This window comes from Blastococcus sp. SYSU DS0828, assembly GCF_054050975.1.
The window spans coordinates 28,320-42,504 of the sequence record NZ_JBJHAK010000010.1; the positions used below are offsets into that span (position 1 = coordinate 28,320).

Sequence of the window (14,185 nt, forward strand, 5' to 3'; positions counted from 1 at the left end):
CGCTCCACCTCGACGCAGGGACGCCGGCGTCGCCTGCCGGCCGCCCCGGTCGTACCGGAGGCGCGCGCTTCCCCGACGGGGAGGCGCGCGCCTCGCGCTCCCGGGTCAGGCAGCGGTGGCCGGGGCGGGCTCAGCGGTGAGGACGGCGTCCACGGTGTCGGTGCTCTCCGCGACGGCGAGCGCCACGGGCGCGGCTGCCCGCTCGGGGCGGCGGGCGCGGACGACCCAGCGGGCGACCAGGCCGGTCAGGACGACCAGGCCGGCGACGGCGTGCTGGCCGGGTGCGCTGACCGCGACGGCGATCGCGGCGAGGTACACCAGCGAGAGCAGCACGGCGGGCAGGGGCAGGCGGGGCAGGTGCAGGTGGGGGTGCACGACGAGACCTCCGGGAGGGGCTGGGCCCGCCGGGCCGGCGGCCGCACCCGTCGCGGGTGGGCCGCCGGCACGGCGACGGCGCAGGTGCAGGTGGGGCCAGGGCCTACTTGAGCATGTCCTTGGCCCGCTGCAGCATCGACTGACCCTCCATCTGCGGGGTCGGGAACAGCCGCGGGTCGCCCGGGGGCAGGATCGGCGCGTCGGCGGTCGCCTCGATCGGGGCGGCGGACATCTCGCCGCGACCGTCCACGGCCGGGCCGGAGGCCCAGCGGCCGGCGGCGGCGTCCGGGCCGTCGGAGGCGTCGATGAAGGTGTAGCCGAAGTTGCCCGGCTCCTCCTCGAGCGGGAACGCCTCCGGCACCGGGATGCCCTCGAGGCCGTCCTCCTTGAGCTCCTCGATCGCGGCGAGCCACTGCATCTGGTGCATGTGGTCGCGGGCGATGAGGAAGCGCAGCATGTCCTTGACCCCGGGGTCGTCGGTCATGTTGAAGAGCCGGGCGACCTGCAGCCGGCCCTGCATCTCCGCGGTGGCGTTGTAGTGGAAGTCGGCCATGAGGTTGCCGCTGGCGGTCACGTAGCCGCCGCTCCAGGGCAGGCCCATGGAGTCGCGGTAGTAGGCGCCGCCGCCGTTGACGATGGCGTGCTGCGGGTTGACGTCGCCGTACCCGGCGGCCGCCTCCTTGGTGCGGTCGGCGGAGTCCGGCTTGAGCGGCTGGTGGTCCAGCAGCCGGTCGATCATCGTCACGATCATCTCGACGTGGGCCAGCTCCTCGGTGCCGATGGCCAGGAGCATGTCCTTGTACTTGCCGGGCAGCCGGCAGTTCCAGCCCTGCAGCAGGTACTGGGTGGCGACCGTCATCTCGCCCCACTGGCCGCCGAGGATCTCCTGCATCCGGCGGGCGAACGCGGCGTCGGGGCCGTCGGGCTTGGCCTCGTACTGCAGGGCGTGGGTGTGCGTGAACACGGGCTCTCCTTGCGTCGTCGCTCCACCGCGTTCGCGGTGACGACGAGGTTCTGCCCGCCCCGGGTGGCCCACCGGTGCCGTCCCGTGGCCCCCCGGTGCCAATTGCTCGGTCGTCCGGAGGGCGACGTGCTCAGCGGTCCGGGAGCCGCACCGTGAGGGTGAAGTCCTCGCCGTCCCGGAACCACAGCACCCGGCCCCCCAGCTCCCCGGCCTGGCGCTGCACCGACCACAGCCCGAGCCCTGTGAGGTCCACCGGCGGCCGGGTCTGCCGCAGGTGCTGGACGATGCGGTCGACGGGGACCCCGGGCTGGGTGAGGGAGAGGTCGACCCAGCCCGCGCGGGCGGTCACGCGGAGCCGCACCGGGGCGCCGTCGCCGTGGCGGTGGGCGTTCTCCAGCAGGTTGATGAGGATGCGCTGCACCCGCGCGTCCCCGACGGCGATCTCCCCCGCACCGTCGTCGAACTGCACCGTGAGCTGCGACCGGGGCAGCCCCGAGGCGGCGACTGAGGCCTGGAGGACATCACGGAGACGGCGGGTGCCGGGTGACCGCCGGACCGCGCCGCCGGTGGCGTCGGCCGTGCGGAGCATCGACGACAGGTGCGCGGTCTGGGCCCGTGCGAGCGCGAGCAGCTCACCGGCCTGCTCGGGGGCCCGGTCCAGCGAGCCCAGCACCGCCTCGAGCGAGGCCAGCGGGCTGCGCATGTCGTGGCAGAGCGCACGGACGACGGCGTCCTCTGGGCTGGGGATCTCCGGATCGGATCCGGGCCTCCGGCGCGGGTGCGGAAGGTGCGCGCGCAGCACGCGGACGAGATCGTTGAGCAGTCCGCGGCTACGCGTCGACGTCTGCGTGTCGGCAGCCAGGGTCACGGGCACCTCCTCAGGGGAGCCGGGCAGTGGCACCGTGGGGCGCACCGACCGTCAGGAGTGATGTGGGGCAGACCGACGACGCGGCCGCTGCTGACCGCAGGCCGCCGGTGGACGTGGTCGTCGTGGACGACCACCCGCTGTTCACGCGTGGGCTGGGCCTGCTGCTGCCGGGGCTCAGCGAGGGCCGGGTCCGGGTGGTGGCGACGACGGACGACGCCTCGGCCGCCGCGGCGCTGGTGCAGCGCCACCACGCCGACGTGGCGATCGTCGACCTGCACATGCCGCCCCCCGGCGGCACCAGGGCGATCGCCGCCATCCGCCGGGCGGACCCGATGGTGCGGGTGGTCGCGCTCTCCGGCCTGGCGGAGGCGGACGCCGCCATCGAGGCGCTGCGGGCCGGCGCGGCGGGCTTCCTGCCGAAGACGGCGGACCCCGAGGCGTTGGTGCGGCCGCTGCTCGCCGTCCTCGACGGGTGGTCGGTCGTGCCGGAGGCGCTGCTGCGCCAGCTGCTGGAGGACGCCGCGCCCGCCGGGCAGCAGAGCATCGTCGACCAGCTCACCGCCGACGAGCGGCGCCTCTGGCGGCTGATCGCCGACGGCACCAGCACGGTGGACATCGCGACGACGCTGCACGTCTCGGAGCGGACGGCGAAGCGGCTGGTGGCCCACCTGCTGCGCCGGCTCGGCGTGGCGACGCGGGTGGAGGCGGCGGCGCTGGCCGGCCGCGTCGGGCTGGGCGCCGGGGAGCCGGTGCGGCACACCGGTGGCCTCGTCGGCTGAACTCCCCAGGACGTCATCGCCGGGCCAGCTACCCGGGGGCATGATCGACAACCGCCGGTCTCGGAAGGTTCACCTTCCCTTACCTCGGGCAGCTCACCTGCCGAGCGTGCCGGCCCAGGGCTCGGAGGCGGCCAGCGTGAACGCGGGGACCTCGTCGGCGGCCATGTCCTGCGCGGCGTAGCCGCCGCTGCCCGCGCCCACGCACGCGGTGACGGTGGCCAGTCCCGCACGCCGCTGGAAGAAGGACTGCCGCACCTGCCAGCCGACGACTGCCCGGCGTTCGAGCACCACCTGCTCGCGCACCAGCCAGCCGCTGCGGACGGAGAAGGTCCGGGGCCCGGTCACATGCCCGAGGGAGCGGTAGCGGGCGATCCCGACCGGGACGCCGAGCACGGTGAGGACGATGCCGACGGCGAGCAGCCACCACCAGCCCTGCTCGGCCAGGAGGACGCCGCCGCCCGCGGTGACCAGCAGCCCGAACACGACCGCCCGCATCACCCGCCGGCGCCGGGCCGCGGGCGGGTGCGGGGTGAGCTCGCCGGGGACGTCGGTGACCCGCCGGGCCAGCGCCCACGCCTCCGCACGCGGGCCGAGGGGGAGCAACTGGCCGCGGCCGCTGGCGTCGCCGAGGCCGGTGACCAGCGCGTTGACGCGGGCGATGCGGACCAGCCGCATGCCGAGCCCGTCGGTGACGGTGACGCCGCGGATGCGGTCGACCTCCAGCTCGGTGTGCCGGCGGGTGAGCAGCCCGCGCGAGGCGACCAGCGAGCCGCCGCGGCGGGCCAGCCGGAACCGCCAGTTGACGACGGCGGCGCCGACGACGGACCCGAGCAGCAGCACGAGCACGGCGATGCCGATCCCGGCACCGATCAGCTGGACGTCGGAGAGGTTCGGTTCCTCGAACTCGGGGGTGAGCTGCTCGGGCAGCTCCTCGGCCAGCCGGAACAGGGCGCCGACGGCGGCGAGCGGTACGGCGAGGTAGGTGCCGACCAGGGGGGCGTAGAGCAGCCAGCGGTGGTCGAGGCGGGCGTACTCCTCCTCGACGGGCTCGGGTGCCGGTGCGCCGTCCGGGGGAGTCGCGGGTGCGGCGGCGGCGCGGTGGGTGAGCACGGCGACGCGCAGCCGATCCCCCTCGGCGCGCGGGACGCCGTCGACGAGCAGCTCCTCGTCGCCGTCGGAGACCGCCCCGGCGGCGGCGTCGATGCGGACGCGCACCAGGCCGAAGAGGCGGTGCAGCGGCGGTACCTCCACCTCCACGCCGCGGATGCGGTCGTTGGGGACGGTGCGCACCGAGCGCGCCAGCAGCCCGCGGGTGATGACGACCGCGGACGGCCCGTCGGCGTAGCTGAACCGCCACCAGTTGAGGGCGGCGGTGAGGAGCGAGAGGACGGTGACGCCGATGACGAGGGCGACGACGGTGCGCGTCCCGCCGCCGAACCCGGTGGCCGCGACGATCGGGATGACGGCCGGGACGAACTGCCGGGCCTGGCGGAACGTCGCGGTGTGGACGGCGATGACGCGCGGGGAGAGCCGCCGTCCGGGCTCGGTGGGCGGCGCGGGCGGCGGGCCGAGGGGCGGGGGCCAGGGCGGGAGCGGGCCGGCCGGCCGGCGCGGGGGTGGGGGCGCGGGCTGCACGGCGCTCAGGTGGCCTGGTCGCGGACCAGCTCGGCCCGGCGGGCGAGGTCGTCGGCGACGCGCTGGGCGACGTCCTGCTCCAGGTGCCAGATGCGCACGGTGCCCTGGCTGGAGGCGGTGAGCACGGCGACGGAAGCGAGGCCGAACATCTGCTGCAGCACGCCACGGGTGACGTCGACGGTCTGGATGCGGGAGATCGGCACCAGCGTCCAGGTCTGGGTGAGCCAGCCGGTGCGCGTGTAGGCCGCCTCGTTGGTGATCTCCCACCGGTACACGCGGTGCTTGAACCACGGCCGGACGCTCAGGGCGATGACCGCGTAGACGCCGCCGGCCAGGGGGAGCAGCGTGCGGATCAGGGGGACCGGGTCGCCGGCGTCGGCGGGGACGAAGAGCAGGAACGCGCCGATGCCCAGCCACATGAAGGCCGCGCTGATCAGGCTCTCCACCACCCACAGCCCGATCGCCGAGCGCGGCAGCTCCCAGGCGGGCTCGCGCACGGGCGTCGGGCGGGCGGCGCCTGGGGCGGCCCGGTGGCTGGGGGACATCGGGCCCATCCTCCCAGTGCGGCGGGCGCCGGTCGCGCAACCGGTGTTCGTGCCACGATGGAGAGCGTGATGCCGCAGCAGGTTCCGACCGTGCCCGCCTCCGAGATGCCCGCGGACGCCGTGGTCCTCGACGTCCGGGAGGACGACGAGTGGGTGCACGGGCACATCGAGGGCGCCACCCACATCCCCATGGGCGACGTCCCTGCCCGGCTCGACGAGCTGCCCGAGGCCGACCCGCTCTACGTCACCTGCCGCGGCGGTGGCCGCTCGGCACGGGTGGCCGCGTGGCTCAACGCCAACGGCTACGACGCGGTCAACGTCGGCGGCGGCATGGGCGAGTGGCAGGCCGCCGGCAAGCCCATGGTGAGCGAGACCGGCGAGGAGCCCTTCGTCCGCTGAGGTCCAGCGCCGGTCGTCTGCGAGGGTTGAGCCGCTCGGGCGGACGTCGAGCCGTGCCGTGGCGCGGCTTCAGGTCAGGTGGCGCGGGTCAACGCGGGAACGGTGACTGCTCTGCGCTCAGGGGGAACGCCAGGACGCGGCGGTCTCCTCGTCGTAGTAGCGGGTGAAGCCGCAGAGCCAGGCGATCGGCTCCAGCGGCTCGCCCTCCCAGCGGTCGGCGCCGCTGACCAGCAGGCGCGACCCGACCCCGTAGACCGGGCCCGGCGTGCTGCTGCCCGCTGCCGGGTCGTACGGCGCCGGGAGGTCCACGGTCACAGTCTCGCCCGATCCGCCGGAGAACCACTCCTGCACGGCGAAGGTGACCCCGACCAGGTCCTCCGGCGGCCCGGGTGAACCGGCCTGCGTCGTGACGGCTGGCCCGATGCCCACCACCACGCCGGCGAAGGCGAAGTCCAGCCTGCCGACGGCGGCGGAGCTGTACTCGAGCGCGCAGGAGCTCGCCTCCGTGCCGGCGAGCGGCCCGGTGCGCCTGGCCGTCGGGTCCTCGGCGAGCTGCGACAGCTCGCTGCCGGCCGCCGTCCCGGGCTCGTCCCCGCCGTCGGCCGGAGGCATGCCGGTGCCCGGGTCGGCGTCGGCGGCCTCCGGAGCGTCCTGCCGCGGTTCCTCGGCGACCAGCACGGAGGCCGAGCCCGCGGCGTCGTCCTGCCCGCTCGGCAGGTCGACGACGGTGACCACCCCGCCGGCCACCACCGCCACCCCCGCGGCGACCGCGAGCGAGACACCCGCCGCTCGGCGCCGCCGAGCCCGGCGGCCGGCCCGCAGCAGCTGCGCCGTCGGCGGCGGGCCGACGGGCACCCGCTCCGCCACCTCGCCCAGCAACGCCGAGGTCTCCCGATCGGTCACGATGCCCTCCCTCCCCGCAGCTCGGCGACGTCCAGATCGGTCTGCAGCTGGGCCAGCGCACGGGAGAGCCGGCTCTTCACCGTCCCCGGCGCGATGCGCAGCGCGTCGGCGATCTGCTGCTCGCCCAGGTGGGCGTAGAAGCGCAGCACGACGACCTCCCGGTGCGCCGGGCTCAACCGGGAAAGCGCGCGTCGGACGGCGTCGGCGTCGTCCACCTGCGCGGTGCCGTCGTCGGTGGCGACGTCGGGCACCTCCGCGGTCGGCCGCTCGCCCCACCATCGGCGGCGGCGGCTGTCGTGGTGGCAGTTGACCAGCACCCGGTAGACGTAGGCGTCCCGGTTGTCGGCGGTGCCGACCCGGTCCCAGGCGACGTAGCAGCGCACCAGGGCCGTCTGCACCAGGTCCTCGGCCTCCGTGCGGGCGCAGCCGAGCAGCACGGCGGAGCGGACGAGCACCGGCCAGCGCTCGTCCACGTACCGCGTGAACGCCTCGTCCCGCTCCACTCACCCTCCGCCGGATCGCCCTCTGGAGAGGATGACGGGCCGGGGGGTGGGCGCGGTTCCGCCGCGCCCGCCGAATTCGATCATCGGCAGGTGGTCGCCCGACACGCCGGTGCCGGCAACCACCTGCCGATGATCAACCCGCGGAGGGGTCAGCTCTTCACCTGGTACTCCGCGAACCGGCTGCGCAGGTCCTTCTTGGAGAACTTGCCGACGCTGGTCTTGGGCACCTCGTCGATGAACTCCACCGCCTCGGGCATCCACCACTTGGCCACCAGCGGCTTGAGGTGGTCGAGGATCTCCTGCTCCGACGCCTCCTCACCCTCCTTGAGGACGACGCAGGCCAGCGGGCGCTCGTCCCACTTCGGGTGCGGGATGCCGACGACGGCGGCCTCCTTCACCTTGGGGTGGCTCATGATCGCGTTCTCCAGGTCGACCGAGCTGATCCACTCGCCGCCGGACTTGATCAGGTCCTTGGTGCGGTCGGCGATCCGGATGGAGCCGTACTCGTCCATGGCGGCGACGTCGCCGGTCTTCATCCAGCCGTCGGCGGTGGTGAGCTCCACACCGGCGTCGGGGTTGTAGTAGTCCTGCGCGCACCACGGCCCGCGCACCTGCAGCTCACCGGTGGCCTTGTCGTCCCACGGCTGCGGCTCGAGGGTGTCGGAGTCGACGATGCGCGCCTCGACGCCGAGGAACGGGATGCCGGCGCGCGCCCGCTGGGCCGCCTTGGTCTCGTCGTCGGCGTCCTCGTAGCGCTTGGGCAGCACGCCCGACGACGCCACCGGGTGGGTCTCGGTCATGCCCCACGCCTGCAGGATCGGGATGCCGACCTGCTCGCGGTAGGCCTCGGAGAGCGCCTTCGGCACAGCGGAGCCACCGCAGCCGATGTCGCGCAGCTTGTGCGGCTGCCCGGCCAGGTGCGGGAGCACGCCCTGCCAGATGGTCGGGACGCCGGCGGTGAAGGTGACGCCCTCGTCGACGATCAACTTCGCCAGCGCCTCGGGCTGCATGAGCGCGCCCGGCATGACCAGCGATGCGCCGGCGGCCGGGGCGGCCTGGGCGATGCCCCAGGCGTTGGCGTGGAACATCGGCACGACCGGCATCGCGACGTCGCGGATGCCCAGGCCGAAGGCGTTGGGCGCCATCACGCCCATGGTGTGCAGGAACGTCGAGCGGTGCGAGTAGACGACGCCCTTCGGGTTGCCGGTGGTGCCGGACGTGTAGCACATCGAGGCCGCGCGCCACTCGTCCGTGACGCCGAACTCGACCGGCTGCGCGTCGGCCAGGAGCGTCTCGTAGTCGAGGATGCGGGGGTCGTCGGGGATCTCGTTGCCGCCGCCGTCGTCCATGACCACGACCTGCCTGACCGTCTTCATGGTGTCGATCAGCGGCCACAGCAGCGGCAGGACCGTGCGGTCGACGAAGATGACCTCGTCCTCGGCGTGGTTGGCGATGTAGGTGAGCTGCTCGGGGAAGAGCCGCACGTTGAGGGTGTGCAGCACGCGCCCGGTGCACGGCGCGGCGAAGTACAGCTCCAGGTGCCGCTGGCTGTTCCAGCCGAACGTGCCGACCCGCCCGTCGGCGCTGACGCCCAGGGTGTCGAGGACGCCGCCCAGCTTGCGGGTGCGCTGCGCCCACTCCGCGTACGTCGCCCGGGTCACGCCCCCGGGGTTGTTGGTGACGATCGTCCCGTCGCCGTAGTGCTGCTCGACGTGCCGGAAGATCGAGTCGATCGTGAGGGGGTAGTCCTGCATCAAGCCGCGCATGTCCGGATCCTGCCAGTGACCGCGCTCACCTTCCAGCGGTAGGGGTGCGGGCCGCCGGGTCGGTCAGCCGTAGATGTCCCGGAGCTGCTCGGTCAGCACGGTCAACGCCTCCGCCGACGAGCGGCCGGTCGACGACTGGGCCGTCGCGGACAGCACCCACACGCCAGCCCCCCGGGCGTCGGGAACGGCGAGTGACCACCGGGCGTCGTAACGCTCGTCCATCCCGGGGCACAGGATGAGCGCCCCGCCGCCAGGGACGTCGGCCGACGGGCAGGGCGTCGCACCCGGGTACTCTGCCTGGCCGCCGCCCATGACGTAGGTGCTCCGCAGCTGCTCGACCGTCGTCCCGTCGCCCAGGAAACCCACGTCGACGAGGTACGCGTAGTCGTAGGGCCCGTCGTAGGACAGCGGCACCGGCACCCAGGTGCAGCCGGACGGGCCGGCCGGCAGGGTGCCGGTCCAGTAGCTGAACTCGTCGTCGAGGGCCTCACCGAGCCGCGCGGACAGCCGCGGGCAGGTCGCCATGTCCTCCTCGGTGGAGACCCCCGGGTAGGGCTTGCCGGCGGGCAGCCACCGGTCCCACTCAGCAGGGGACCTGAGCACGACCGGCCCGCCCAGCGCGGCGGCGGTGGCCTCGAGCTCGGGCGCGGCAGCGGCCGCAGCCGCCTGGGCAGCGGCCGCAGCCACACCGGCCTGCGCCTCCTCCGCTGACGCCCGTTCCGCCTCGGCTTCCGCCGCTGACGCCCGTTCCGCCTCGGCTTCCGCCGCTGCCGCGCGGTCGGCCTCCGCCGAGGCCGACCGCTCCGCTTCCGAGGTCCGATCGGGGGCGACCGTCGCCGGGGCGGGCGCGGCCGGGCCGGCCGGTGCCGACGACAGCGAGCCGACCGTGGCCGGGACGCCGACTGCGATCACGACCATCGCGGCGACCGTCGACAGGACGCCGGCCCGGGTGCGGCGGCGCTGCCGGTGCCGGGCGACGACGTCGTCGGGCGACACGCGCCCGCCGGCCGCGATGCTGTCGGCGAGCGCGGTCAGCCGCGCGGGCAGGAACTGCTCGACGTCGTTCACGACGACCTCCCGGTCAGCTGCTCGTAGGGGTCCCCGGGTGCGAGCAGCGCCCGGAGCGCGGCGAGCCCGCGGGTGACGTGGTTGTTGACCGTGCTGGTCGAGCACCGCATCAACCGGGCGGTCTCGGCCTCGCTGAGGTCGTCGAAGTACCGGAGGACGACGGCGGTGCGCGCGCGGGGCGAGAGCTGCAGGAGCGCGGCCCGCAGCTCGTCGGCCGCGGCGTGCGCCGCCTGCAGGTCGGTGCCGTCCCCCCGGTCGGGGACCGATTCGATGACCTGCTCGGTGTTGGTGAGCAGCCGCAGCCAGCTCAAGTGGCTGTTGACCAGCATCCGGCGCACGTAGGCCAGCGGGTTGTCGGCCCGCTGCACCTTCGGCCAGGAGGCGAAGGCGCGGGCGAGCGCCGTCTGCACCAGGTCCTCGCCCCGGGCGCGGTCCCCGGTCAGCAGGCAGGCCGTGCGCAGCAGCCCGGGCCCGTGGTCGCGGACGAAGTCCGTGAACCCGTCGTCCCTCGGTCGTCCCACGCGCCCACCCTCCGCCGATGCCTCCACCCGGAAGACGTATCGGCCCGGCAGCCGGACCCCAGCGCGGAAGATCTCGGTTCGGTAACGGCCTCGATCAGGCGGTGAGGACGACGGGCAGCGTCTCCAGGCCGCGGATGACGAACTCGGGACGGCGCACCGGCTCACCGCCGAGCTCGAGCACCGACGTCCGGTCCAGCAGCGCGCCGAAGGTGGCCTGCAGCTCGACCCGGGCCAGTGGCGCCCCGATGCAGAAGTGGATGCCCGCACCGAACGCGATGTGCGGGTTGTCGCTACGGCGGACGTCGAGGGTCTCGGGGTCGGCGAAGACGGTGGGGTCGTGGTTCGCCGCGCCGAGGAGGGCGGCGATCTTCTGCCCCTCGGCCACGGTCACGCCGCCGAGCTCCACGTCCGCGGTGGCGGTGCGCTCGAACAGCTGCAGCGGCGGGTCGAAGCGCATGAGCTCCTCCAGCGCCGCGGGGCGCAGACCCGGCTCCGCGCGGAGGGCGGCCAGCTGGTCGGGGTGGCGCAGGAGCGCCAGCATGCCGTTGCCGGTGACGTTCACCGTGGCCTCGTGGCCGGCGTTGAGCAGCAGGATGCAGGTGGTGACCAGCTCGTCCTCGGTCAGCCGGTCGCCGTCGGCGTCCCGGACGGACACCAGGTGGGAGAGCAGGTCCTCGCCGGGGGCGGTACGGCGCTCGGCGGCCAGCTGCCGCAGGTAGGTGACGAACTCGTCCGCCGCGCGCTCGGCCGCCTCCTCGACGGCTGCCGTGCGCCCGTACTCGTACATCTTCACGATCGCGTTCGACCACGGCCGCAGCAGCGGGCGGTCGGCCTCGGGCACGCCCAGCAGCTCGGCGATCACCGCGACCGGCAGCTGCTCGGCCATGCCGGTGAGCAGGTCGACCGGCGTCGACCCGGCCGAGCGCTCGACCAGCTCGTCGGCCAGCCGGCCGGCCAGCTCCTCCACCCACGGGCGCAGCCGCTCCACGTGCCCGCGGGCGAACGCGCTGGTGATCAGCCGCCGCAGCCGGGTGTGGTCCGGCGGCTCCATCTCCAGGATGGCGTTGCGGTGGATGAGGTTGAAGCTCTCGAACCGGTCGGCCGGCTCCTTGTCCGCCCAGATGCGGCCCAGCCGGCGGTCGCGCAGCACGGCGTTGGACTCCGCGTGGGTGAACGCCAACCAGAGTCCCAGCCCCTCGTGCCACTGCACCGGCGCCTGCGCCCGGGCCCGCGCGAACGCCGGGTACGGGTCGGCGACGAACGAGGGGGCGGTGAGGTCGAGCGCGTCGACGGCCGGGGACACGCCGGGAAGCCTAGGAGCCCGCCCGCGGCGTCCGGCACCCGCGGGCCCGCCGACGAGTGAGACGAACTCGGCTTCGAGGCCGCGTCCCCCGGCGCCCGCGGCCTCGGGGCGGGGCCCCGCACCCCGCCACATACGCTGACCCGCATGGCTTCCCGCAAGCGCTCGTCCGCCCCCGCTGCCGCGCCGGAGGGCGTGAACCCGAAGGCGCCCTGCCCCTGCGGGTCGGGCCGCCGCTACAAGCACTGCCACGGCTCCGGGTACGCCCCGCCGGTCGTCCGGCCGTTCGAGGGCCTGCCCGGCGAGGCCGACTGGGTGGCGCTGCGCGAGCTCGTCCCGGCGGCGACGGCGACGCTGCGCTCGGCCGACGGGCGCGAGCTCACCCTGGCCAGCGTGCTGCCCGGCGGCGCCCCCGCTCTGGTGCGCGCCAACGGCCAGATCCTCGTCGGCGCCCAGCTGGCGACGTCGTCGGACGACGTCAGCCGCGACCTCGGCACCGCCGTCGCCGCCGCGCTGGAGGCCCCCGCGGGCGCGCCGGTGGACCCGGGCCCCATCGGTGGCACCGGCTCGGCCGGCCCACGGCTGCAGGAGGTGCTCGACCTCACCGCGCCGCTCGAGGTGACCGTGCACGACAGCTTCGACTTCTGGCTGGAGGGCACCGACCCCAGCCCCGCCGCGCGCGCCGGCCTGACCCAGGCCAACGAGGCGATCCTGCCCACCGTCCGGCTGGAAGGGCTGGAGGCCGCCTACTGGGTGCGCCCGGGCAGCGAGCGGGCGCACCTGCGCTGGGTGCGGCCGGAGAAGGAGGAGCAGTTGCTCGACGCGCTGGCCCGCCTGTCGGCGTCCGAGCAGATCCTCCTCGGTGAGGGCACCCGCTACGCCGGCGCCTTCCGCGCCCACGGTCTCGTCGTCCCGGTGTGGGACCTGCCGGCCGACACCCCGGCCGAGGACTGGGCCGCACCGGCGACCGAGTTCCAGAGCCGGCTCGAGGCCGCCCTGGCCGAGACGGCCCCGCTGACCGCCGACGAGCGGCGCGCCCGCGCCGGGCTGCTCTCCCGCCAGATCACCCTGCGGTAGCCGGCTGCGGGGCGCACGAACGGGTGACGCCGCGCAACCGACGCGCCCGGGAGCGGCCCGCCCGGTGACCGCCCGTACCGGCCGCCCGGCGGGGAGAACGCGCTGGCGGCCGGGCGTGCGCCTGCCCGGACGGCGCTGCCCGGTGTCCGGCGGATGGACGTGTCGTTACGCGACCGTGACGCGAACCGCACTTGACGGCGGCTCGTGTTAGCGCTCACATAGACGGGTCCGCAGACGCGGGCCTGAGCGCCGACGCGACGGCGGCAGAAGCTTCAACGAGGAGGCCCATGTGAGCAAGAAGCTCGGCCTGACCGCACTGGGCGCCACCCTGGCGCTCGGTCTGGCGGCGTGCGGCGGCGAGGGCGCCGGCAGCACCAACGACACGGCCAACGCCAACCCGGAGGACCTGTCGATCGGCGTCTCGATGCCGACGCAGACCTCCGAGCGCTGGATCGCCGACGGCGAGAACGTCGAGGAGCAGCTGACCGAGGCCGGGTACGACGTCGAGCTGCGGTACGCCAACGACGACATCCCGACCCAGGCGCAGCAGATCGACACGATGATCACCCAGGGCGTCGACGCCCTGATCGTCGCCGCCATCGACGGCACCGCGCTGACCAGCCAGCTCGCCAACGCCGCCGCCGAGGGCATCCCGGTCATCTCCTACGACCGGCTCATCCGCGACACCGAGAACGTCGACTTCTACGTCAGCTTCGACAACTTCAAGGTCGGCGTCGCCCAGGGCGAGTCCCTGCTCAAGGGCCTCGGCGTCCTGGACGAGAACGGCGAGCGCACCGACGCCGCCGGTCCGTTCAACGTCGAGCTGTTCGCCGGCTCGCTGGACGACAACAACGCGCACTTCTTCTGGGACGGCGCCATGTCGGTGCTGCAGCCGCTGATCGACGACGGCACGCTGGTCGTCCCGTCCGGGCAGACCGACATCGGGCAGGCCGCGATCCTGCGCTGGGCGCAGGAGGGCGCGCAGCGGCGCATGGAGGACCTGCTGACCTCCACGTACAACAGCGGCACCGTCCTCAACGGCGTCCTCTCGCCCTACGACGGCCTGTCCCGCGGCATCATCACCGCCCTGGAGAACGCCGGCTACGGCCCGACGATCACCGCCCCGGAGCGGCCGATGCCGATCATCACCGGTCAGGACGCCGAGATCGCCTCCGTCAAGCTGATCGACGACGAGATCCAGTACTCGACGATCTTCAAGGACACCCGGCTGCTGGCCGAGCAGGCCGTCGCGGCCGCCCAGGCCTACCTGGAGGGCGAGGAGCCCGAGGCCAACGACACCGAGAGCTACCACAACGGCGTGAAGGTCGTGCCGTCGTACCTGCTCCCGGTGGAGACGGTGACCAAGGAGAACATCGAGCAGGTCCTGATCGACTCCGGTTACTACACCGCCGACGAGGTCGCCGCCGGTCAGACCAGCTGACCCGCGCTCCTCGGCAGCACCCCGCACGACCGGTCGGGCTC

At 74.4% G+C, this 14,185-nt stretch carries 15 protein-coding genes; 4 read left to right on the forward strand and 11 right to left on the reverse strand.

The window, feature by feature from the left end:
* Positions 1–105 precede the first annotated feature (105 nt).
* From ACI79Q_RS10130 to ACI79Q_RS10140, 3 genes are all read right to left on the reverse strand, one after another.
* On the reverse strand, positions 106–375 hold the full coding sequence (locus tag ACI79Q_RS10130; protein ID WP_456614642.1) for a hypothetical protein: 270 nt from the start codon (positions 373–375) through the stop codon (positions 106–108).
* Positions 376–478: 103 nt separating this feature from the next.
* A complete protein-coding gene (locus ACI79Q_RS10135; RefSeq protein WP_456590250.1) occupies positions 479–1,339 on the reverse strand; it encodes a manganese catalase family protein in 861 nt (286 codons plus the stop codon).
* A 130-nt stretch (positions 1,340–1,469) separates the two neighbouring features.
* Positions 1,470–2,207, reverse strand: coding sequence for a sensor histidine kinase (locus ACI79Q_RS10140; RefSeq protein ID WP_456590251.1), 738 nt, complete (start codon positions 2,205–2,207; stop codon positions 1,470–1,472).
* A gap of 62 nt (positions 2,208–2,269) precedes the next feature.
* Here ACI79Q_RS10140 and ACI79Q_RS10145 point away from each other — a divergent pair, with 62 nt between their 5' ends.
* Positions 2,270–2,986 (forward strand): response regulator, encoded by a 717-nt coding sequence (locus ACI79Q_RS10145; RefSeq protein ID WP_456590252.1) that lies wholly within the window; start codon positions 2,270–2,272, stop codon positions 2,984–2,986.
* Between the two features lie 93 nt (positions 2,987–3,079).
* On the opposite strand, the gene ACI79Q_RS10150 is transcribed toward ACI79Q_RS10145, so the two are convergent.
* A complete protein-coding gene (locus ACI79Q_RS10150) occupies positions 3,080–4,621 on the reverse strand; it encodes a PH domain-containing protein (RefSeq protein ID WP_456614643.1) in 1,542 nt (513 codons plus the stop codon).
* A 5-nt stretch (positions 4,622–4,626) separates the two neighbouring features.
* Positions 4,627–5,166, reverse strand: a complete 540-nt coding sequence (locus ACI79Q_RS10155) for a PH domain-containing protein (RefSeq protein WP_456614644.1) — start codon at positions 5,164–5,166, stop codon at positions 4,627–4,629.
* Between the two features lie 69 nt (positions 5,167–5,235).
* Between ACI79Q_RS10155 and ACI79Q_RS10160 the strand changes: the two genes are divergently transcribed.
* Positions 5,236–5,565: a rhodanese-like domain-containing protein gene (locus ACI79Q_RS10160; RefSeq protein ID WP_456613388.1), complete on the forward strand. Its 330-nt coding sequence runs from the start codon at positions 5,236–5,238 to the stop codon at positions 5,563–5,565.
* Positions 5,566–5,682: 117 nt separating this feature from the next.
* Here ACI79Q_RS10160 and ACI79Q_RS10165 read toward each other — a convergent pair whose 3' ends face one another.
* From ACI79Q_RS10165 to ACI79Q_RS10190, 6 genes are all read right to left on the reverse strand, one after another.
* A complete protein-coding gene (locus ACI79Q_RS10165; RefSeq protein ID WP_456613387.1) occupies positions 5,683–6,468 on the reverse strand; it encodes a hypothetical protein in 786 nt (261 codons plus the stop codon).
* Entirely contained in the window at positions 6,465–6,971 is a 507-nt protein-coding gene (locus ACI79Q_RS10170; RefSeq protein ID WP_456590257.1) for a SigE family RNA polymerase sigma factor, read from the reverse strand. Before ACI79Q_RS10170 ends, ACI79Q_RS10165 begins: the two co-directional genes overlap by 4 nt.
* Positions 6,972–7,120: 149 nt before the next feature.
* Entirely contained in the window at positions 7,121–8,737 is a 1,617-nt protein-coding gene (locus tag ACI79Q_RS10175; RefSeq protein WP_456590258.1) for a long-chain fatty acid--CoA ligase, read from the reverse strand.
* Between the two features lie 63 nt (positions 8,738–8,800).
* A complete protein-coding gene (locus tag ACI79Q_RS10180; protein ID WP_456614645.1) occupies positions 8,801–9,805 on the reverse strand; it encodes a hypothetical protein in 1,005 nt (334 codons plus the stop codon).
* Positions 9,802–10,326: a SigE family RNA polymerase sigma factor gene (locus ACI79Q_RS10185; protein WP_456590260.1), complete on the reverse strand. Its 525-nt coding sequence runs from the start codon at positions 10,324–10,326 to the stop codon at positions 9,802–9,804. Before ACI79Q_RS10185 ends, ACI79Q_RS10180 begins: the two co-directional genes overlap by 4 nt.
* 94 nt (positions 10,327–10,420) lie before the next feature.
* Entirely contained in the window at positions 10,421–11,629 is a 1,209-nt protein-coding gene (locus ACI79Q_RS10190; protein ID WP_456590261.1) for a cytochrome P450, read from the reverse strand.
* Positions 11,630–11,773: 144 nt separating this feature from the next.
* Between ACI79Q_RS10190 and ACI79Q_RS10195 the strand changes: the two genes are divergently transcribed.
* Positions 11,774–12,703 (forward strand): DUF5926 family protein, encoded by a 930-nt coding sequence (locus tag ACI79Q_RS10195; protein WP_456590262.1) that lies wholly within the window; start codon positions 11,774–11,776, stop codon positions 12,701–12,703.
* 289 nt (positions 12,704–12,992) lie between these two features.
* A complete protein-coding gene (chvE, locus tag ACI79Q_RS10200) occupies positions 12,993–14,144 on the forward strand; it encodes a multiple monosaccharide ABC transporter substrate-binding protein (RefSeq protein ID WP_456590263.1) in 1,152 nt (383 codons plus the stop codon).
* The last annotated feature ends 41 nt before the right edge of the window (positions 14,145–14,185 follow it).

Excerpts from the sequence above, each read along its gene's own strand:
- ACI79Q_RS10155 (WP_456614644.1), bottom strand. The coding sequence starts at position 5,166 with ATGTCCCCCAGCCACCGGGCCGCCCCAGGCGCCGCCCGCCCGACGCCC.
- ACI79Q_RS10160 (WP_456613388.1), top strand. The coding sequence starts at position 5,236 with ATGCCGCAGCAGGTTCCGACCGTGCCCGCCTCCGAGATGCCCGCGGAC.
- ACI79Q_RS10175 (WP_456590258.1), bottom strand. The coding sequence starts at position 8,737 with ATGCGCGGCTTGATGCAGGACTACCCCCTCACGATCGACTCGATCTTC.
- ACI79Q_RS10195 (WP_456590262.1), top strand. The coding sequence starts at position 11,774 with ATGGCTTCCCGCAAGCGCTCGTCCGCCCCCGCTGCCGCGCCGGAGGGC.